The organism is Paraburkholderia sp. MM5477-R1 (genome assembly GCF_050436385.1).
GTDB lineage: Bacteria > Pseudomonadota > Gammaproteobacteria > Burkholderiales > Burkholderiaceae > Paraburkholderia > Paraburkholderia tuberum.
In genome coordinates this window covers 571,661-590,475 of sequence record NZ_JBNDMC010000006.1, presented here as the reverse complement: position 1 = coordinate 590,475, position 18,815 = coordinate 571,661, and the positions used below count along the sequence as shown (strand labels likewise).

Sequence of the window (18,815 nt, the reverse complement as noted above, 5' to 3'; positions counted from 1 at the left end):
ACAGGGCTGCGCCGATTTCCTCAGGATCCTTGATTAATACTGGCACAGCCTGTGCATTAGTGATGTCCGAGCAAACGAATTGCTCGAAACCACTCGCAACACTGCGAAAACTTCTTTCAGGAGACTCACCATGAAAACGCTGATGATCAAAGACCTGTCCGTCACCGAACAACTCGACAGCAAAGCCATGCAAGCCGTACGCGGCGGCTTCGGCCCGAGCAAGTACTACAGCTTCGCCCCGGTCTATGCGCCGACCAGCGTCAAGAACACCACCACCACGCAACTGATCAGTAACGAACTGAACTTCCAGAACACCAACGGCAACGACGTTGCGCTCGCCACCGGCATCACGTCGGACTTCTCGCCGTATATCAATTCGAGCAACAGCAACCACTAATAGTGCGTGGCGCGGCGAGGCGCCCGCAGCCGCGGGCCGCTTCGCCGCGAGCCATTCATGTCCGCTTTCCGTACGTCTTTGGAGAAACGCCATGTCATCCCTCATGATTCGCGATCTGTCCGGCACGCGCGAACTCGACCGCCGGGCCATGTCCGGGATCGCCGGCGGCACCGGCAGCAACGTGCCCATGCCCTCGGGCCTTGGTGGTCTCGGCAGCCTTGCCGGCCTCGCCAACGTCAACGTCAACGTCAACGTCACTCAGAATCTGGCTCAGCAGCAAATCGTCAACGTCGCAGCGCTCAATGACATCGGTTCGATCGGCCCAGGCGTCGTGCTGCCGCTGAAGCTGAGAGTCGACCCTATCCTGTCGGGTGCCAATTACTCCGCCGTGTAAGCCGGGGCAGCAGCGGGGGACTGGGGGTTCCTTCACTGCCGCGGCAACACCACGGCCATGCGCGCCGCGAATGGATTTCCTATACTGATAGTGCGTTGAGACCTCAATACAACGAATGACACGCCGAACACATTCCGAGCACGGCGGCCGGCACCCGAACGGGTCTGGCCGCCGGAGCGTTTTTCTGGAGCCATCATGGCCAAGCTGAGCATCAAGGATCTGACCGAAAGCGTCGAACTGGACCGCGAGGCGATGGCCGCGATCGTCGGCGGCGCCCGTGTCGGCGCGCGCTCGAGTCTCGCCGCGCCGCTGGTGCCGGCCGCGATGCGCGTCGTCGAGTACCCGCCGGGCTTTCCGGCCGCGCATCTGCGTATCGCGGAAGCAGCCTCGCCGCGTAGACGCCAGCGCCGCTAGCGTTCCTCGCCGGGGCGTTTCACCATCACGGCACGCGCATATGGCGCGTGCCGTTTCTGTTTGCGCTTGCGATTGAGTGTTGGACGCCTGAGTTCGCCACGCGCGACGCTGCACTGCGCCCCAACCATTCGCACGTGACTCGTGGGACGCGCGCAAACACTTCGACGCGCAATCGCGATCGTGTTCAGTGCGATTCAACGCGGCTATCGCGCGGATCCTTGCCAGGCTTCGCATCGCGGCCCCCGCTCCATGTTGCGGCGCACGTTCCCTCACATTGGCATAGGCCTTGCAGAAATCGATGCGGGCGCCGCACTGTGCTCGCCTTTCCACGTCAAGGAGAAATGCCATGAAAGCCACTGTGATCATTAAAGACCTGCCGCCCGGCGCGGGCGAGCCATCCGACGAGAAAACGCTGACCGCCGAACAGATGAAGACGCTGCGCGGCGGCCGCTCGGTAGTCGTCAAGGTGGACGGTGGCGGCACGGGTACCGTCGACGATTGGGACATCAACACCGCGATCTTCGAAGGCCGCATCAGCGGAACCTATCTATAGGACGCGCGACGTGTCCGCAATTGGAAAAACGGCACCCGGCTCAGGTTTTGAGCGCGACGGGTGCCGTTTCAATTGGCTCGAGAATCTCCGTACGCGCCGCGCGCCGTCCCGGTGATCTGATTAAAGGATCGACCTTGGGCACAAGCTTTGCTCCTTGGGGATTACCCTGCGGCCTTGTGGCCAACGTAGATAAAGCAGGTCTCTCAACCAGGCGGAGGTCATAACATGCTAGGAACCATTCTTCTAATCGTGCTGATTCTGCTGCTGATCGGCGCATTTCCAGCGTGGCCACACAGCCGATCGTGGGGCTATGGTCCGACCGGTGGGCTCGGCATCGTACTGATCGTGGTGATCGTTTTGCTGGTTGCCGGTGTGATATAGACCACGCGTAGTGGACTGGAACATGAGGCGGGCCGCCGTCTATCCGCGCGATGTCGCGTGCCGGTAGGTGGCGGCTTCGCTTTTTCGTCGTTGCCGAAGCACTCGATGGAAAAGTTACTGGCCAATCAGGTCGCGCCGATTACCGGCGCGAGTTCGGAATCGGCTATGGCATCGTATGGCTAAAGCCCGATACGCGGACCATCGGCGTTGCCGTCGTTCGATTGCTCGAATAGATCGACATCTTCGAGCCAGGCACGCTGCCTGCTGAAACTCCTGCGTATTCGAACTCCAATACGAAAGGAGATGACATCATGCCTTACCTACTTGGCTGGCTGCTCGGCGTTCCAGTGATCGTACTGATCATCCTGTACCTCATTTTCCATTGATATCGCGCGGTACAGACGATAAGGATGACGTTGTTCCCGCGGCGGCGGTATGCGGATCGTTTCATGGTCAGCGTACCGCCGCCATCAGCGTGCCCATCCCTACCAGCAAGCTCCCCATCAGACGGTTCACGATGCGCAGCCGCGTCGGCCGCTGTAGAACCGTACGCAGACGGTGCGGGAAGAGTGCCGTCGATGCCAGGCCCAACGCGAATATCAGCGCAAAAGTACTGCCCAGCAAAAGGTACTGATGATTGGCCGACCAATGCGCTTCATTCGACGAGGTACTGATGGGACAGAACCGGTGAAGCCGCAAACGTGCCGTATCTCCATTGTCTGAAGCCTCGAAAACGAAGGGTATATCCGCGGCTATGTCGCATTGCTCGATCAGCAAAAACAAGATCGCAGGCATTCGCCATAGCCGCTCGATGTTCGCGCTGCGCTGCATGAAGAGCATTCCGTCAATCGCAATCTGATTGACAAGACTGCGCGCGCTTCAATGCGCGGCCCGCGAGGCGGCGATGATCGCGTCGGCCACGGCCTGCGGCTGGCTCAGCATCGCGACGTGGCTGGTGGCGACGCGCGTGATCTTCGCGTCGATGTGTTTCGCCATCTCCAGTTGCAAGGACGGATCGATCATGCGGTCGCGGCCCGACACCACGAAGTACGACGGCTTGCCATGCCACGCGGCGTTCGTCACCTTGTCGTCGATACAGCCAGCGGCCCAAGGCTGCTGGGTCGCCGCGATCAGGCGCTTCTGCGACAGCGGCAGATCCTGCGCGAAGTCGTCCAGCACCGCCTGGGTCGCTAGCGTCAGATAACCCGCCGAGTCCTTGCGCAATTCGCTCGCCCAGACTGGCGCGGGGTGGTCCTTCGTGATGTCGGCAATGGACTGACTGTTGTCCGGCGCAAATGCCGCGACGTACACGAGGCTCTTCACCTTGTCGTCGTTGCCGGCCTCGCTGACCACCATGCCGCCCCATGAATGGCCGACCAGAATCACAGGCCCGTTCTGCTGCGCGATCACGCGCCGGGTTGCCGCCACGTCGTCGGCGAGCGAGCTCAGCGGATTCTGCACGGCCACCACGTGCAGGCCGCGCGCTTCGAGCAATGGGATCACTTTGTCCCAACTGGACCCGTCAGCGAAAGCGCCGTGTACGAGAACGACGTTCTTGCCCTTCAGGTCATCGGACGGCGCCGCCTGCGCGGACTCCGTGGCCTGCAACGCGAACAGTCCGCCCAGCAACAGAACGGAACCCAGAATTTTTTTCAGCAGCGTGGTCATCGTTATTGTCTCGACAGGTGAGTTAAACCAGGAGTCCGCGCGTCGACGTGAGCCGATGCACGCGGACGGCCTGCTCATTTGCATCGATCACGAATGCGCGTAGATGGAACCGAGGCCGACGATGTGGGAGCCGTCGTACACGCGATCCGCCGCCGCACGCTTCATCGGCACGTGCGAGCCCGAAGCGGAACTGCCGTTCGCGACGCCACCGTAGGCGGCCGCGTCATGGCCCGCGCTGATGCGCGCCTCGGCCGCTTCGATGTTCTGCGGGTATTGCGTGTTGTCGCTGGCCGGGTTGTAGCCGGCCTTTTCCAACTGGACCAGTTCCGCGCGGACTTCGGCACGTGTGAGTGCCTGTTGCGGCTGCGATTGCGCGAACGAAACGACGGGAACGGCGACGAGTGCGGCGACGATCAGCGATTGAACGAGTTTCATGAGTCTTCTCCGGGTATCGAACCATCAGGGATAAGGATTGAGCGGGACGCGAAGCCATCGACGCAGATACACTGTGACGTCCCGCCTGATTCACACGCAACGTCGTGAATCAACCTTGCGTGAAGACATTAGAACGCTCGAACGTATCTGCAATGTTTTCGTCATCCCCCATTTCTGCAAGCGTGTTTGTCTGCGTATGCCGTTGATACATTGCGATACAAAAACCCACTTCCGAACCTGCCGAGCAGGGCTCGGCGTCGCATGCGTCGTGCGGGTTGCAGGTGGGTTGCAAATGGCCCGCTCATGAAAAAACCCCAGCAGCCGTACGTTCGACTGCTGGGGTTCCGTTCAGAAGAAGCCGGCGCGCGCCGGCTCCATCAAAGGCGGGTGACGTCGAGAATCGCATCCGCAAAGGCTTTCGGCGCTTCCTGCGGCAGGTTATGGCCGATGCCGCCGCTGATATTGCGGTGCTGATACTTGCCGGTAAACTTCTTCGCGTATGCTGCGGGCTCGGGATGCGCGGCGCCGTTCGCATCGCCTTCGAGTGTGATGGTCGGCACCGCGATCGTCGGTCCGGAGGCGAGGCGCTTTTCGAGTTCGTCGTATTGCGGCTCGCCCTGCGCGAGTCCCAGACGCCAGCGATAGTTGTGAATCACCACGGCAACATGGTCCGGGTTATTGAACGATTCGGCGGAGCGCTCGAACGTGGCGTCGTCGAAATTCCATTTCGGCGAGGCGGTATGCCAGATCAGCTTGTTGAAGTCATGACGGTTCGCTTCATAGCCCGCGCGGCCGCGCTCCGTGGCGAAATAGAACTGATACCACCACGCCAGCTCGGCCTTCGGCGGCAACGGCGCGCGGTTCGCGTCCTGGCTGCCGATCAGATAGCCGCTCACCGACACCATCGCCTTCACGCGTTGCGGCCACAGCGCGGCGACGATGTTCACCGTGCGCGCGCCCCAGTCGAAGCCGCCGAGCACGGCCTTGTCGATTTTCAGCGCGTCCATCAGGTTGATGATGTCGACCGCGACCACCGCCTGTTGACCGTTGCGCGGCGTATCCGCCGACAGAAAACGCGTGCCGCCGTAGCCGCGCAGGTAAGGCACGATCACGCGATAACCGGCCGCCGTCAGCAACGGCGTCACTTCGGCGAAGCTGTAGATGTCGTAAGGCCAGCCATGCAGCAGAATGACCACCGGTCCGTTCTGCGGGCCCGCTTCCGCGTAGCTGACGTTCAGCGTGCCCGCATTGATCGAGCGAATGTTCTCGAACGACGCCACGCGCGCGCCCGCTTTCGCATTGCCGGCCGCGTCGGCCGATTGCGCATGCGCGAGTCCGCTCAGTCCCAATTCGAGCAGGCTGATACCGGCAACCGCCGTTCCGAGAAAGCGGCGGCGGCGACTATTGATCTGATCCGACATGGTTGTTCTCCTTCAAGCAAAGGCTTTGATACGGAATTGATCGGGTCCGCTCGCGCGCGATATCGCACAGCCGCATGCGGGCACCGCGCAGGCAGAGCAGACTTCAATGGCAATCTGAAACGAATCGAACGAGACGGGTAGAGCGAATCTGAAACCGGAGATGCCTTGACGACTGAACCACTGGCTTACCGCGGTCGCGACGCTTGAGATGGATAGTGACAGCGCAAGCCTTCATCAGCAAGAGCAACTAAGTTCACAAATCGTTGCCTTGTGGGCAACACATTAACCGCAATCGACAAATCACATGCGCGAGATCAACCAGCAACGCCTTCGCTACTTCAACGAGGTGCTCACGCACGGCACCATCCGCGGCGCCGCCGAAAGCATCAATACGTCACCCTCCGTGATCACGCGGCAGATCAAGCTGCTCGAGGACGAACTCGGCGCGGTGCTGTTCGAGCGGCAGCCGCGCGGAGTCAGGCCGACCGAAGCGGCCACGCATCTGCTCGAATTCTGGCGCGGCTACCGTTCGCAGCAGGAGAAGCTCGAAGATCAATTGCATGCGTTGAAAGGCCTGCAGCGAGGGCAGATCCGGCTCGGGGTCAGCGAAGGCTTCGTCGATACGCTGGTCGACGATGTGCTCGCGCCATTCTGCGTCCAATATCCAGAACTCGAAATCGGCCTCGATATGCTCGCGGTCGACGCGATCCAGGAAGAAGTCGCCGAAAGTCGTGCGCATATCGGGCTTGCGTACAATCCGCCGCCTCATGCGCGCCTCGAGCATCGCGCGAGTTCGCCGCAGCCCGTCGTATTGTTGCTAAGAAGCGACCATCCGCTCGCGAAGCGCAAGCGACCCGCGACGCTCGACGACCTGCGCGCGTGGCCGCTCGCGTTGATGCCACCCACCTTTGGGATCGGTCATGTCGTCAAGATGACGGAACTCGCCGAAAACGTGTCGATTCCCGCGACGCTGACCACCAACTCACTGAGCGCATTGAAGCGCTTCGTCACGGTCGACAACTTCATGACGCTGATCGGCGAATTCGCTGCCTACCGCGAAATCGCGAGCGGCGAATTGACGACGATACCGATCGCGCATCCGCTGTTTTCCGGCGCGCAGGCGCGTGTGCTCGTCAAGACCGGCCGGCCGCTCGCACCGGGACCTCTCGAATTGCTGCGCTGGATCGAGGAGCGTATGCCGATGTTCTCCACGTCCAGCGCAAATAGCGTCGCAGCCGCGACCGGAACCGCGGTGCGTAAGCGCAGGGCGCGCTGAGCCAGCGTTCGGCTACCGCCGCCTCGCCCCCCGCGCGCATCGGTTGCTCAACCGATTTGTGTCGCAATGTATCCGCGCCATACGCAGACACACTACATTGCAAGCGCGCCTGATCCCCGACATAAACCAGATACGTGCGGGCGTTCCAATACGGCCATCCCAGCCAACGGAACGCCCATCATGCACAGTACTCTCGAAACTCCGCTCGCCCTGCTCGCCGGGCTGCTGACGATTGCCTCTCCCTGCGTGCTGCCGGTGATGCCGATCCTGCTCGGCACTTCCGTCGAACGACCGAGCCGCACGCGGCCACTGTTCATCGTCGCCGGCTTCATTCTGACTTTCGCGTCTTTCGCGCTGCTATTGGGCGCGGTGTCGAGCACCGTGCACGTCGCGCAACAGGTACTGCGCAATACCGGCATCGCGTTGCTCGCACTGTCCGGGCTTCTGCGTATCTGGCCGCGACCTTACGACTGGCTCGTCGCGCAACTGCAAGGGCCGCTCGAGCGCATCGGCGCGGCCATTGCGCCAGCTACGCAACCCGGCAGCGGCAACGCGGGCGGCTTCGTGCTCGGCATGTCGCTCGGCGCGGTATGGACGCCCTGCGCCGGCCCCGTGCTCGCGTCGATTCTGGTGCTCGTCGTGAAGGCTCAGGATCTCGGTTGGTCGGCTCTGCTGCTCACGCTGTATGCGATCGGCGCGGCGATTCCGATGCTCGCGATCATCTACGGCGGCCATTACGTGACGCGTCATGTCCGTGTGGTCTCACGTCACGCGGAGCGCCTGCAACAGGTATTCGGCGTACTGGTGATGCTGACCGCCCTCGCCATCTATTTGCAGTACGACGTGCTGCTGTACGCGCGGCTCGCTGGTCTTTTCCCCTCACTCAAAGGACTTTGACATGACTACCCGCTTGAAAACCTTCGCACTGTCCACCGCGTTTGCCGCCTGCGCGTTGATCGCGACGAGTACGGTCGCCATCGCCGCGCCGCAGGAAAGCGGCTCGCCCGCACCCGAGCTCACTGGCATCACGCAATGGCTCAATAGCGAGCCGCTCAAATTGCAGCAATTGCGCGGCAAAGTGGTACTCGTCGACTTCTGGACCTATAGCTGCATCAATTGCGCCAACACGCTGCCCTACGTAAAAAGCTGGAACCAGAAGTACAAGGATCAGGGGCTCACGGTGATCGGCGTGCATACGCCGGAATATCCGTTCGAACGCGACACCGGCAACGTGAAGACCGCGCTGAAACGGTTCGGTATCAGCTATCCGGTTGCGCAGGACAACCAGTACGCGACCTGGAATGCCTATAACAATCAGTACTGGCCCGCGTTCTATCTGATCGACAAGCAAGGTCATATCGTCTACACGCACTTTGGAGAAGGCGCCTATGCGCAGACCGAAGCCAGGATTCAGGCGCTGCTCGCGCAGAAGAATTGACGAAGCGCTTGCTGACTCGTAGAACGGGAAAGCCCGCTGCACCCACGCGATCGGGTGCAGCGGGCTTTCGTTTTTGGCGGACGACTAAAAGAGGTAATTGGCGAAAAGGCCGTACGTAATCTGACTCGTCTTTTCGGTGATGGGGCTGTCGGTCGCGTCGCCGCGCAGCCACGCGAACGACACGCTCGCGCCAACGTTCCAACGCGTTGCGATCCGGTAAACCCCGTTGACTGAGAAGCGCAACTGGTTCAAACCGGAGCTGGCCGAGTAGGTCGGCAATCCCGAGCGCGCGCTCTGCTCGGAATTCACGCCAAAATAGGTTTCGTTGTACTTGTCGCTTCCCCACGTCAGGCCCGGGCCTGCGCTGAGCGTCAGTTGCGCAATGGGTTGATAGCGTCCCAACAGATCGAAAGTCGCGACGGTGCCGCGATCGTTGCCGGCAATATCGGTCAAAACGCTCGCGCGCGCCGTGACGAACTCCCACGTATAAACACCGAACAGTTCCGCGTGCGCAGTGCGTTTGACGTCGCCCAGTCCGTGCAGCCGCGAGTCGTCGGACTCGCTGCGCGGTTCGATGAAATCGTAGGTCACCGCCGCGCCGACGCGCCAGTTACTATCACGATACAGATATGCGCCCAGCGATAGCACCGAGCCCGCGTCTGGATTCGCGCCGATAAAGAAGCGGTCGTAATTCACGCTCACCGACGGCACCGCCTCCCATTTCGTGCCACTCGCGCCCGGAAATTTCGGCATGTTCACGACCCCTGCGCCAACCGCAAAGCGCCACGGGCTCGCGCCCGCGCCAGGCGCCTGCGTCACTTCCGGTGCGCCGATGGAGAACAGGCTTTCCGACAAACCGAGCGTATCGTCGGCCATCGCGGTGACGGCAAACAGCGACAAGCCAGCCCCCGCCAGCACCTTGAGCATACGCGGCTTTGACACATCGATCATTTCTGTTTCTCCGTGAAAAAATTAAAAAAGACTGAATGCGACTTTTCCGATCCCGGCATTCATGGAGTGGCGGCGAAATTGTGAAATAGTTGAGTTTCTAATTGCAGCGGCGTTAAAAGAATGACCGATCGCCTCGCTCGATAATCGCGATGATAGAAAATACGTTTGTAATGGCCGATGCATCCGCTTTTTTAGGGCGTTTGTTTGGCACATCCCCCCAAGCAGGGTAGGGAATCGCGCCTTATTTCGGGGGATTCACTTACAGAATACGTGGCGTGAGCATAGCCCGTTCTTTTCGCCCGTCGCAAGCATATTTTTCTAATTACATGCTGCAGCCGCGTAATCGAGTAATAGATGCAATTTCAATGCTTGTATCAAGCGACGCGGAATTTGCCATCCTCGTTCGTAGGCGATAATCTGTGCGGGCTTGACTTTCGCGTCGCCAGGTGTGAAATGTAGTCAGATGGCGGCTTTCGATGCACGGTGATCTACGTTACGGGTGAGCTATGCCTTCAGGAAAGTACATCGGCGATAAAACAGTCAGTTCGTCGTTTTCATGTCTTTGTGACAAGTCTCAAGCGCAGTATGCCAACCGCCGTATCAGTGCCGATCTGTCGCGGCGCGGCTTCGTCACCGGTCTCGCCGCTTCGATGCTGAGCCTGGTTCTGCCCGGTCTTGGCAATGCTCAAACCACCCAACCGCCAGCACCGCCGGACAAGCCGGTGCTGTTCACGAACTTCCGCTTGTTCGACGGCAAATCGTCGACGTTGCGTGACGGCCTCTATATGGTTGTCGAGGGTGACAGCATCAGCCAGTTGGGTCGGGGTCAACCGGCTTCGATCGACGGCAAAACGCTCGTCGATTGCGATGGCAAGGTGATGATGCCCGGCATGATCGACATGCACTGGCACGCGCTGCTCGCGGCAGTGCCGATTCAGGTCATCCTTCAATCCGACATTGCTTTCGTCCATCTTGCGGCAAGCGCTGAAGCCGAACGTACGCTACTGCGCGGCTTCACAACGATACGCGACGCGGGCGGCCCGTCATTCGCGCTGAAGCAGGCAATCGATAGCGGCATGATTTCCGGGCCGCGAATCTATCCGTCCGGCGCGATGATCACGACCACCGGCGGTCACGGCGATTTTCGTGCGCTGAGCGATCTGCCGCGCGCCGGCAACCAGGTCACCCAACTGGAACGGGACGGTGGCTTCGCGATCGCCGACAGCGAAGACGAAGTCCGCTTGCGGGTGCGCGAGCAGTTCATTCAGGGCGCGACGCAGATCAAGCTGGTCGGAGCCGGTGGGGTATCGACGCCGCGCAGCCCGCTCGACATGCTCACGTTTACCGAAAAGCAGTTGCGCGCGGCCGTCGAAACAGCGGCCGACTGGGGCACCTATGTCCTCTCGCATGCGTACACGCCCGAAGCGGTTCAGCGCTCCGTTGCGGCAGGCGTGCAGTGCATCGAGCACGGTCATCTGATGGACGACAGGACTGCGGCGTTGATGGCGAAGAACGGCACGTGGTTAAGCACGCAGCCGTTCGTCAACGAAGACGACGCGGGTCCGCTCGCCCCACCGATCCGCGAAAAATTTCTTCAGGTGATCGCGGGCACCGACAGGGTTTTCAAACTCGCGCGCAAGCATGGCATCAAGGTCGCGTTCGGCACGGACCTGATCTTTTCGCAGGCCGTGGCCGCACGGCAAGGCACGATGCTCACGCATATGAAGGCGTGGTATGGCGCAGCCGAAGCATTGGGCATCGCAACGGGCACCAATGGCCAGCTACTCGCGCTGTCCGGGCACCGCAATCCGTACCCGCGCAAGCTCGGTGTACTCGAGGAAGGTGCGTACGCCGATCTGCTGCTCGTCGACGGCAATCCGCTCGAGAATCTCGACCTGATCGCGAACCCGGAGCAGAACCTGCGCATCGTGATGAAGGATGGAAAGTTCTACAAGAACACGCTGAAAGCGTAATCGACAATTCAGGCGGGCGCGCAACCTGGCGCGCCCGCATTAACTACACCGTCACACTATTTAGCCGTGCCCCTGCAGACGGATGTCGCGCGACGATGCGCCGACGTACACCGCGCTGCCCGGCACATAGAGCCAACGGTTGCTCGTCGTATCCCACACGCTCTGCATGCGCTGCGTCACGACAACGTGCACACGACGCGATTCGCCCGGGTTCAGACCCACCTTGTCCCAGCCGACGAGACGCCGCGGCGGTTCACCCTGATACGGCACGCCGAGGTACACCTGCGGCACTTCCGCACCGGCGACGCGACCATCGTTACGCACGTTGAACGACACGTCGATCAGGCCGCCCGGCAGATGCTGAACCGACAGACCCGAGTAGGCGAAGTGCGTGTACGACAGGCCATAGCCAAACTCGAACATCGGCGTGATGTTCTGCGAGTCGTACCAGCGATAGCCCATATCGAGCTTCTCGGCGTACACCGGGTTCGCCGCAAACGCGCCATTCGTGCCCCACGTCGGCGTATCCTGGTCGCGCACCGGGAACGTGACGGGCAGCTTGCCGGAAGGATTGACCTTGCCGAACAGCACATTCGCAATCGCATTGCCGCCGCCTTCGCCCGGATACCATGCTTCGATGATCGCCGACACGCTATCCTTCCACGGCATCAGCACCGGGTTGCCGCTTTCGACGACGACGATCGTGTGCGGATTGGCCGCCGCAACCGCTTCGACGAGTGCATCCTGGTTGGTCGGATTCGCGAGGCCCAGGCTCGGCAGATCGCCGATATCCTCACCGGCCGGCTGCGCGACCACGACGATCGCGACGTCGGAGTTGGCCGCCAGCGTGGCCGCCTGGGTGATCTGCTGCTGCGTGTAGGCGGCAAACGGCGACTGCTGATCGCTGTTGCCGGCGAAGGTCACGGTGGCCTGCGGCGCGAGCGCCTTGATCGCCGACACGATCGGCGTATTCAATTTCAGCCACGGGTTGGTCCACCAGCTGCAGCCCGTCTCCGTGCCGAACGTCAAGCCGCCGCAACCGGCGAACGCGCCCGTCACCGGATCGCGCGTATTGCCTGAACCGCCGCCCGTCAGCACCGCCGCGTCGGCATGGCCGCCGATCACCGCGATACGCGACAGCGAACCAGCGGCGAGCGGCAACTGATTGCTGGCGTTCTTCAGCAGTACCATCGACTGCTCTTCGACCGACTGCGTGAAGGCTCTCGCGGCCGAGAAGTCGATGGTCGCGCCACCCTTCGGCGGATCGTCCATTACGCCCGTGCGGATCATCACATACAGCTTGCGCTCGACCATGTCGTCGAGGCGCGCGGTCGACACCGAGCCGTTCGCGATCGCCTGTTTGACCAGCGTGGGCGTCAGATAGACGGTCGAACCGACGTCTTCCTCCTCGTCGAGACCCGCATTGATCGCCGGTGCCGTGCTATGCGTCGCGCCCCAGTCCGACTGCACCTGACCTTCGAAGTGCCAGTCGTTCTTCAGCACGTCGTTGAGAATGTGCGGGTTCTCGCAGGCCTGGATGCCGTTGACCTCGTTGTAGCTGCACATCACGCTGCCGGGCTGCGCGCGGCGCGCGGCGATTTCGAACGGCAGCAGATAGAGCTCGCGCATCGTGCGCTCGTCGATCTGGCTATTGCCGCCGCCGCGGTTATGTTCCTGCTCGTTGCCCATGTAGTGCTTGATCGTCGCGATGACCTTCTGGCTTTGCGTGCCGTCGGTGCGCTCGGCGAGCATCTCGCCGGCAAGCACCGGATCTTCGCCGAGATACTCGAAGAGCCGGCCACCGCGTGGCTCACGCGCGAGGTTGGTGCCACCGCCGAGCCCCATGCCGAAGCCCTGCTGACGCAACTGGATCGCGATCTGCTTGCCGAAGTTCCACGACAGCGCGCGGTCCCAGCTCGCCGCTACCGCGAGCGTCGCCGGGAAGGTCGTCGATGGCTGGTTGGTGCTGCCCGAACCCGTGGCCGAGTCGACCATGTTCAGGTCGGGAATGCCGAGACGCGGCACGCCCTGAATGTAGCCCGCGCCGCCGCCCGGCACGGCGGACATCGCGTACTCCGAGTGAATGAACTGCAGCTTTTCGTCGATCGTCATCTGGTTGACGAGCGTTTCCGCGCGCCGATGCGCCGCTGCCGACGCGAACGCGTTCAGCACCGTCGACATGGGCGCGAAGTCGAGACCAGGAGTGGGAATTTCCGCGTGCGCAGCGGCGCTCACGGCCGCCGCTATCGCGACGGCCGGCCATAGTTTCTTCTGCATAGGTGTCTCTCCGAAATTGTGCTTTTCTGGGGCAACGGAGCGCGTCGGGGGGTGGGAAACGGACGCGAAAACAGGCATGCAGCGATGACTGCAAACGTTTGCCTGTGGGAAGAAGAATCGGCGCAACTGGATGGGCTGTAGCGACTCTTCGTGGTGAGTAATGTAGGAATGTAGTCTCACTACAACATCGGTATTTATACCAATACGTGTAATTTTATGCGTAATGGGGCGTAAGGCTTTTCCGACACAGGCTAATTGAAAGTTAGCGAATCAAAACGAATAAAGAGTCGGCAATTTTGTGGGGGTTTTTATTCAAATTGGTGAGTGGGCATTTGCGCATTGACAACAAAAAAGCCGCCGTCTAGTTTACTGGAAACCGCATCCCTTAAACTGGATTACATGGACATCAACGCCCAGATCGCGCGCCGGATCAAAGAACTGCGCGACGCTCAAAATTGGTCGCTCGATGCACTGGCCGAGCGCAGCAAAGTCAGCCGCTCGAATATCTCGCTGATCGAGCGCGCTCAGAGCAGCCCTACCGCGACCGTGCTCGACAAACTCGCGACCGCGTTGAACGTGCCGCTCGCGTCGCTATTCGAGCAGGATGGCGCGCCGGCTGCCGAGCCATCGCCGGTCAGTCGCGCGACCGAGCAGGCGGTGTGGACCGATCCGAGCTCGGGGTATGTGCGACGTCATCTGTCGCCGACCGCGCGCTCGGCGATCCAGTTGGTCGAGGTCAACTTTCCCGCCGGTCAGCGCGTCAGTTACGAAACCGGCGCGCGCGACGCGGACATTCATCAACAGGTGTGGATGCTCGACGGGTCGATGGAAATCACGGTCGGCGACACCAACTGGCGGCTCAAGACCGGTGACTGCCTGGCAATGCGGCTCGACAGCCCGATCGTGTTCCGTAACCCCACCCGCAAACGCGCGCGCTATCTCGTCGCGCTGACCACATCGCCAGTCAACGAACGGAGAAACGGATGAGCGATAACGTGACCATACGGCGCGTCGGCGCGAACGGAGCTTCGGCCTGCGTCGAAGCGCTCGCCGACGTGCTGATCGACTGCGTGGAAGGCGGAGCATCGGTCAGCTTCATGCTGCCGATCTCGCGTAACACGGCGCTCGCGTTCTGGCGCAACGTCGTGGAGAGCGTCGCGCGTGGCGAGCGCGTAGTGCTGATCGCCGAAGATCACAGCGGCGATATCGTGGGCACCGTGCAGCTGATTACCGCGCAACCCCAAAATCAGCCACATCGCGCCGACGTCGCGAAGATGCTCGTGCACAGAAAAGCACGCCGGCGCGGCGTCGCGCACGCTCTGATGAGCGAACTCGATCGCATCGCGCGGGAAGAGAAGAAATCGGTTCTCGTGCTCGACACCGTGACCGGCGGCGATGCCGAACGGCTTTATCAGCGCGCCGGATGGCAACGCGTCGGCAGCGTGCCGAATTACGCGCTGATGCCCGACGGGGCGTTTTGCGACACGACCTTCTATTGCAAGCAACTTTGACCCGCACCAGCGCTCATTCGCTTACTGCGACTGACGCGACCTCGCGTCCCAATCGCTGCACGCGAATCAGCGGCACGAGCGACACGGCGAGGCATGCGAGCACCATTGTCGCGCTCACCGCGAGCAACGCGTGGTCGATGGCCTGCACGAGCGCGACGCGCGCCGCGGCGATCAGCGCGTCGCCGTCGAACCCCGCCGCGCGGGCATCGCGAATGAAGCTCGCGACGTCGCGAGACGTCAGCAGTACTTGCGGGCTGTGCGCGGCGGGCGCAACCCACGGCGCGTCCGTATCGATACCGTGCCCCTGCAAAACATCGGCCACCCGTTGGCGATACAGCACGTGCACGATTGTGCCGACCACGGCCGTTCCAATCATGCCGCCCACCATCCGCGCCGACTGGATCATCGCGGTCGCAATGCCAAGCTGACGCTTGCCCGCCACTTGCTGCGCAAACACGGTCAGATTCGGCATCACGAGACCGATCCCGACGCCGCCCGTAGTCAATGCGGCCATCAACGCATGACCGGTCTCCATGCGTTCGGCCGCGACGCCCCAACACGCCACGCCCAGCAACGCGAAGCCGACGTACAGCAGCACGTTGGGCTTACGCAGACGCGTGACGACGCGCGTATTCGCGATCGTGCCGACGGTGATGCATAGCACGAGCGGCGTCACCATCACGCCGGCGCGATCCGCGTTGAGACCCATGCCGCCTTGCAGCAGCAACGGCACATAGAACAGCAGCGCGAACATCGCCAAGCCCATCAGCATCGACAACGCGAGCAACGCGATGATGGCCCGCTCGCGCAGCAACGCCGGCGGCAGAATCGGATCGGCCGCGCGCAGTTCCTCGCGCACGAGCAGCGCGCCCGCGCTCAATGCCACCACGCCGAACGCGATCGTCGAAACCTTCAGCGTCTGCTGCGCGAGCGATTCGACGAGCAGTTGCAACGCACCGAGTCCGGCTGCGATCAACAATGCGCCGCGCCAGTCCGGGCTCAGCTTGCCGCGCAGTTGATGGCGAATGTTCGGTAGATGTCGGGCAGTCAGATAAAGACTGAGCACGCCGACCGGAAGGTTGACGAGAAACGCGGAGCGCCAGCCGTAGTGCTCGCTCAGAAAGCCGCCCAGCGAAGGCCCTACCGCATTCGCGACGCCGAACGCGCTCGAAAACAGCACCTGCCAGCGCAGACGCACGACGGGATCGGGAAACAGATCGGGAATCGACGCGAAGCAGGTGCCCACCAGCATGCCGCCACCGATCCCTTGCAACGCGCGAAACAGCACCAGCGCCTGCATGCTGTGCGCGGCACCGCACAGCACCGACGCGGCCGTGAACACGACGATCGCGATCACGATCAACGGCTTGCGTCCGAACCAGTCACCGAGCCGCCCGAAGATCGGCACCGTGATGACCGAGGCGAGCAGATACGCAGTCGCGACCCACGCATAGAGATTAAAGCCTTTCAGCTCGGCGACGATGGTAGGCAACGCGGTGCCGACCACGGTCTGATCGATCGCGACCATCATCACGACGCTCGACAAGCCAAGCATCGCAAAGAGCGACTGACGGAACGAGCGGGCCGTGTTGGGCGGCGATGTCCCGTGCGGTATGGCGCCGGGTGGCGTGCCGTTGCTCATCGGCGTTCAGGCGCGCTGTGCGGCCGCTTCGCGAGCGACATGCTTGCGCCACGCGAGCCCGGCGAGCGCAACGTCCTGCAAGCCGATGCCGACCGCCTTGTAGACGACGATGTCCTCGGACCGCACGCGTGCGCTGGCGCGCCCTTCCAGCACGTCGCCGAGTTCGACTACGTTGCGCCAGTCGAACGTACCGGGCGCGGCCTGCACCAGGTCGCCGGCCTCTTCCCTTGCCTGTTCATGCAGTTCAACCACGATGCGCGACGCGCGCGCGAGCGTCGTGTCGTCGAGCTCGCGCGTGTAGGGCAGGCTCGACCCGATGGCCGCGACCATCGCACCGGGCGCAAGCGTCGCGCCATCGAACAGCGCACCGGTCGCGCGCGTCGCGGTGACGATCACGTCGGCATCACGCACCGCCTCGGCGGCTTCGCCTGCGGTGGCCTTCACGCCGCGCGCACGGTGACGCGCGTTGAGTTCGTCGACGACCTGCTCCACGTTATCGAGGCCGACGATTCTGAACGACTGCAAACCGGTATGCGCGGCGAGCGCCTGCGCATGCGCGCGCCCCTGCACGCCGGTGCCGAAGATCGCGACGGCGCGCGCATCTTCGCGCGCGAGCGCCCGCACCGCGAGCACCGTGGTCGCGGCCGTGCGGATTCGCGTGAGCGCGTTCGCGTCGAGCGTGGCGAGCGGGCGGCCGTCGTCGGTTGAAAACAGCACGATCGAGAACGAGAAGCGGCCGTTGATCGTCGTGTACACCTTCGCGCCGGTCACGCCAGCTTCGGGCAACACGGCGCCGAGCGTCGATAGCTTCACGCCGCCCGCTTCGGTGCGCACGCGCCGCTGCACCGCCGCGCGTCCCCGCGACAGTGCGCGAAACGCCTGCTCGAGCGTCGGGATCGCTTCGTCGAAACCCACGAGCGCATCGATCTGCGCGTCGTTCAGATGAATCATGGAGAATGCTTCCTTGTGCGAATCTGATGACTGGATGGCGCGCGTGCCGCGCGCTACACGAGCGCCGCTGCGGCGTGCTGGAACGTAAAGCTGTCCGAGTACAGATGATCGACGCTCGCGCCCTTCGCGAGGAAAGCGGCCTTCGCCTCGGCGATCATCGCGGGCGAGCCGCACAGATAGACCGCGTGCTCCGACAGGTCAGCATGGTCCTCGCACACCGCATGCTGCACATAGCCGCGCCGCCCGCTCCATGCTGTGTCCGCGCGCGACAACACCGGCACATAGCGGAACTCGTAGAGACGCTCCGCCCAGCGGCCGATTTCGTCATGCAGATACAGGCCGTCGGCCGTTCTCGCGCCCCAGTACAGCGTGACGGGCGGGCAATCGGGATCGTCCATCAGCGATTCGAGCATCGCTTTCACCGGCGCCAGGCCGGTGCCGGTCGCGACCATCAGCAACGGACGATAGTCCTCTTCGTGCAGTCGGAATCCGCCGAGCGGCAGCTCCACGTCGAGGCGGTCGCCCGGTTTGAGCTGCGCCACCACACGATCGGTGAACCGGCCGCCCGCGATCTTCCGCACATGAAAGTCGACGAGGCCGCCCGCGCGCGCGGCGGATGCCATCGAGAAGCTGCGATGACTACCGTCTTCGAGCATCACGTTCATGTACTGACCGGGCCGGTAAATCATTTCGGCATCCTCTGGAAGCGCGAGCGTGAGGTGCGTGACGTCGTGCGCCAGCAAGCGTACCGCCTCGACGCGCACCGTATGACGCGCCGGCTCCGATGTCGGCGCACCGGTGTGGCCCGCGCCGATCACAATGTCGCTGCGCGGCCGCGCCTGACACGCGAGCGCAAATCCCGCCTGCGCCTCCTCCTCGGTGAGTCCGAGCGGAAACTCCTCGTAGTCGAGCGTGCCCTCGTGCACTTTCACGCGGCACGTGCCGCAACCGCCGAACTGACAATCGTGCGCAAGCGGCACGTCCGCGCGTAGCGCGGCGGCGAGCAGCGATTCGTCGCGCTCAGCGCTGAAGCACGCTCCTGTTTCGAGCACCTGAATCCGGTATGACATGACGCCACCTCATGACGATGCGATGCGAACGACAGGACCGCCGGCATGCACAGGCGGCCCGTG

The 18,815-nt window shown here is 62.5% G+C and carries 20 protein-coding genes and 1 pseudogene; 12 read left to right on the top strand and 9 right to left on the bottom strand.

Features of this window, described 5'->3' with window-relative positions; all coding sequences use genetic code 11:
- The first annotated feature begins 130 nt into the window (after positions 1–130).
- The 5 genes from OKW35_RS21115 (at position 131) to OKW35_RS21095 (ending at position 2,139) form a co-directional block, all read left to right on the top strand.
- The gene (locus OKW35_RS21115; RefSeq protein WP_184061599.1) at positions 131–397 is read left to right on the top strand and encodes a hypothetical protein; all 267 of its coding nucleotides are present in this window, start codon (positions 131–133) and stop codon (positions 395–397) included.
- Between the two features lie 91 nt (positions 398–488).
- Positions 489–791 (top strand): hypothetical protein, encoded by a 303-nt coding sequence (locus tag OKW35_RS21110; RefSeq protein ID WP_184061598.1) that lies wholly within the window; start codon positions 489–491, stop codon positions 789–791.
- 195 nt (positions 792–986) lie between these two features.
- Positions 987–1,205: a hypothetical protein gene (locus OKW35_RS21105; protein WP_184005151.1), complete on the top strand. Its 219-nt coding sequence runs from the start codon at positions 987–989 to the stop codon at positions 1,203–1,205.
- A 346-nt stretch (positions 1,206–1,551) separates the two neighbouring features.
- Entirely contained in the window at positions 1,552–1,758 is a 207-nt protein-coding gene (locus OKW35_RS21100) for a hypothetical protein (RefSeq protein ID WP_090807594.1), read from the top strand.
- Positions 1,759–1,983: 225 nt separating this feature from the next.
- A complete protein-coding gene (locus OKW35_RS21095) occupies positions 1,984–2,139 on the top strand; it encodes a DUF3309 family protein (RefSeq protein ID WP_018423731.1) in 156 nt (51 codons plus the stop codon).
- Positions 2,140–2,592: 453 nt separating this feature from the next.
- On the opposite strand, the gene OKW35_RS21090 is transcribed toward OKW35_RS21095, so the two are convergent.
- A complete protein-coding gene (locus OKW35_RS21090; protein WP_429553053.1) occupies positions 2,593–2,763 on the bottom strand; it encodes a hypothetical protein in 171 nt (56 codons plus the stop codon).
- Between the two features lie 157 nt (positions 2,764–2,920).
- Between OKW35_RS21090 and OKW35_RS21085 the strand changes: the two are divergent.
- Positions 2,921–2,998, top strand: a pseudogene (locus tag OKW35_RS21085) (AsnC family transcriptional regulator); the annotation flags it as partial.
- Between the two features lie 20 nt (positions 2,999–3,018).
- On the opposite strand, the gene OKW35_RS21080 reads toward OKW35_RS21085, so the two are convergent.
- The 3 genes from OKW35_RS21080 to OKW35_RS21070 all read right to left on the bottom strand — a co-directional run bounded on the left by OKW35_RS21080 (position 3,019) and on the right by OKW35_RS21070 (position 5,663).
- A complete protein-coding gene (locus OKW35_RS21080) occupies positions 3,019–3,807 on the bottom strand; it encodes an alpha/beta fold hydrolase (protein ID WP_429553052.1) in 789 nt (262 codons plus the stop codon).
- An 87-nt stretch (positions 3,808–3,894) separates the two neighbouring features.
- Positions 3,895–4,242, bottom strand: coding sequence for a DUF4148 domain-containing protein (locus tag OKW35_RS21075; protein WP_184061594.1), 348 nt, complete (start codon positions 4,240–4,242; stop codon positions 3,895–3,897).
- 377 nt (positions 4,243–4,619) lie between these two features.
- Positions 4,620–5,663, bottom strand: a complete 1,044-nt coding sequence (locus tag OKW35_RS21070) for an alpha/beta fold hydrolase (protein ID WP_429404180.1) — start codon at positions 5,661–5,663, stop codon at positions 4,620–4,622.
- Positions 5,664–5,967: 304 nt separating this feature from the next.
- On the opposite strand from OKW35_RS21070, the gene OKW35_RS21065 reads away from it, so the two are divergent.
- The 3 genes from OKW35_RS21065 to OKW35_RS21055 all read left to right on the top strand — a co-directional run bounded on the left by OKW35_RS21065 (position 5,968) and on the right by OKW35_RS21055 (position 8,377).
- Positions 5,968–6,939: a LysR family transcriptional regulator gene (locus OKW35_RS21065; protein WP_429553051.1), complete on the top strand. Its 972-nt coding sequence runs from the start codon at positions 5,968–5,970 to the stop codon at positions 6,937–6,939.
- 180 nt (positions 6,940–7,119) lie between these two features.
- Positions 7,120–7,836, top strand: a complete 717-nt coding sequence (locus OKW35_RS21060; protein ID WP_090807599.1) for a cytochrome c biogenesis CcdA family protein — start codon at positions 7,120–7,122, stop codon at positions 7,834–7,836.
- 1 nt (position 7,837) lies between these two features.
- Complete coding sequence (locus OKW35_RS21055; protein ID WP_184024470.1) at positions 7,838–8,377, top strand: thioredoxin family protein; 540 nt, start codon at positions 7,838–7,840, stop codon at positions 8,375–8,377.
- Positions 8,378–8,461: 84 nt separating this feature from the next.
- On the opposite strand, the gene OKW35_RS21050 is transcribed toward OKW35_RS21055, so the two are convergent.
- Positions 8,462–9,328 (bottom strand): MipA/OmpV family protein, encoded by an 867-nt coding sequence (locus OKW35_RS21050; RefSeq protein ID WP_429352950.1) that lies wholly within the window; start codon positions 9,326–9,328, stop codon positions 8,462–8,464.
- A 650-nt stretch (positions 9,329–9,978) separates the two neighbouring features.
- Here OKW35_RS21050 and OKW35_RS21045 point away from each other — a divergent pair.
- A complete protein-coding gene (locus OKW35_RS21045) occupies positions 9,979–11,301 on the top strand; it encodes a metal-dependent hydrolase family protein (protein WP_184061678.1) in 1,323 nt (440 codons plus the stop codon).
- A gap of 60 nt (positions 11,302–11,361) precedes the next feature.
- Here the strand turns inward: OKW35_RS21045 and OKW35_RS21040 are convergent, their stop codons facing one another.
- Positions 11,362–13,578 (bottom strand): beta-glucosidase, encoded by a 2,217-nt coding sequence (locus OKW35_RS21040; protein ID WP_429553050.1) that lies wholly within the window; start codon positions 13,576–13,578, stop codon positions 11,362–11,364.
- A gap of 399 nt (positions 13,579–13,977) precedes the next feature.
- Between OKW35_RS21040 and OKW35_RS21035 the strand changes: the two genes are divergently transcribed.
- Together OKW35_RS21035 and OKW35_RS21030 are read left to right on the top strand one after the other, a co-directional pair.
- The gene (locus OKW35_RS21035) at positions 13,978–14,565 is read left to right on the top strand and encodes a helix-turn-helix domain-containing protein (protein ID WP_184061589.1); all 588 of its coding nucleotides are present in this window, start codon (positions 13,978–13,980) and stop codon (positions 14,563–14,565) included.
- Complete coding sequence (locus OKW35_RS21030; protein ID WP_429553049.1) at positions 14,562–15,089, top strand: N-acetyltransferase family protein; 528 nt, start codon at positions 14,562–14,564, stop codon at positions 15,087–15,089. Before OKW35_RS21035 ends, OKW35_RS21030 begins: the two co-directional genes overlap by 4 nt.
- 13 nt (positions 15,090–15,102) lie before the next feature.
- Here the strand turns inward: OKW35_RS21030 and OKW35_RS21025 are convergent, their stop codons facing one another.
- The 3 genes from OKW35_RS21025 to OKW35_RS21015 are packed head-to-tail and all read right to left on the bottom strand — an operon-like array spanning position 15,103 to position 18,752.
- Positions 15,103–16,731, bottom strand: coding sequence for an MFS transporter (locus OKW35_RS21025; protein WP_429553048.1), 1,629 nt, complete (start codon positions 16,729–16,731; stop codon positions 15,103–15,105).
- A 6-nt stretch (positions 16,732–16,737) separates the two neighbouring features.
- A complete protein-coding gene (locus OKW35_RS21020; protein WP_187627147.1) occupies positions 16,738–17,682 on the bottom strand; it encodes an ornithine cyclodeaminase family protein in 945 nt (314 codons plus the stop codon).
- A 53-nt stretch (positions 17,683–17,735) separates the two neighbouring features.
- Complete coding sequence (locus OKW35_RS21015; RefSeq protein ID WP_429553047.1) at positions 17,736–18,752, bottom strand: 2Fe-2S iron-sulfur cluster-binding protein; 1,017 nt, start codon at positions 18,750–18,752, stop codon at positions 17,736–17,738.
- Positions 18,753–18,815 lie beyond the last annotated feature (63 nt).